We start from the raw sequence: 1,423 nt of genomic DNA on the forward strand, positions 1-1,423 counted from the left end.
TTATAATACTAGAAGTTCTAGCAATTTATCAATAGTAATTAATATCTCACTTTGTTACGTGTGGAGAACAGTACATAAATTCATGGTAATTTCAATTATACAACAAAATGTTTTTAAGACCACTTCTACAAATAAAAAGTGGTCTTTTTAGATTAAATCGAGTTTGCTCAAATTTTAATAGGAACTTAATGATATACACTAATCAGTAAAATAATATGCAAAGATAGAATTATTGATAAGCATAAAGGGGAGTCAATAATGGAGATTAATTTTCAAAAATCTAAAATACCATTATTATGGTTAGATACATTTTTTATAATAGAGTGTGGAAAAAGTGCTTCTGATGGTAAACGGGATAATAGATATATGCTTCTTTACGATATTGTGTTAGAGAAGACACGTGAAGAAAAAATAATTTGCCCTAGAGCAGAGCAAGAAGAGGAATTAGAAGGTAATGTTGAATCTAGTATGAAGAAATTTCTAGCATTAACAAGAGGAACAAAGTTTAACTTATGCTCGCAAGTTTATAACATTCAGTTGGAAAGAATAATGAGTGTCTTCTCCCAAAAAACTAGAAGTATTGACTTACTTCAAAGTGATGTTATTGAATATCCTCCTAAATCTACTGGAAAATATTTTGTAAGTTCTTATTCTGTTCCCTCTCTAGAGCATTACCAAAAGAAGAGAACAGAAAAAGAGGAAAATATTAAAGAACTCCAAGACTATAAAGACACCCAAGATATATCTATGCCTTTTCAAGAAAGACTTAATAATGAGTATGCAGGAATATATCTTGCAACAATCATGCTTATAAAAGAAGGAAACACACTAAAAAAAATGTTTAATGGTGAGATACCATTTGATATAAAGCTATATAACCAATTTGATGAATTTGTAAACAGACCAATGCAGAAATGGAGTGAAATTACTGGTCAAAGCGACATAGATAGTTACCTAGAATTTTTACACTCAGAAGAGTTTAAGAGTATTCCGTACATTGATATTTCCTCGCATCTAATTGCGGACATGATGACCTCAACAAAGAAATGGGATTCAGGTGACCCAAAAGATATATCAAACCTATCCGCTTATTTACCCTATTCTAATTTTATATTGACCGATAAAGCACAATATAATCGCATAAAGAGATTAGGATTAGATAGCAAATATAAAACTGAAATCTACTGTATGAAAAACATAAACGAATTAATAGAGAGACTCGAAGAAATTTAACCGTTATTAACGTAGATTCTATCTAAAGCAATTTCCAGCTTGGTATATAGGGAACTAAAATTCCCTTTGTTTGACACTACTTTATACTTAAAATGTAAATATTTCACTGTGAAGTAGTCTATAACTTTAGATATGGATAATACGTGATTATTCTTAATAGCTTAGTTTTCATTCTTAACAACTGAAGCAG

At 29.8% G+C, this 1,423-nt stretch carries 1 protein-coding gene; it reads left to right on the top strand.

From position 1 onward, the window contains the following. The first annotated feature begins 258 nt into the window (after positions 1-258). Positions 259-1,233: a hypothetical protein gene (locus tag V7150_RS17435; RefSeq protein ID WP_335520931.1), complete on the top strand. Its 975-nt coding sequence runs from the start codon at positions 259-261 to the stop codon at positions 1,231-1,233. The last annotated feature ends 190 nt before the right edge of the window (positions 1,234-1,423 follow it).

This window comes from Neobacillus drentensis (assembly GCF_036965245.1).
Taxonomy (GTDB): Bacteria; Bacillota; Bacilli; order Bacillales; family Cytobacillaceae; genus Neobacillus; species Neobacillus drentensis_G.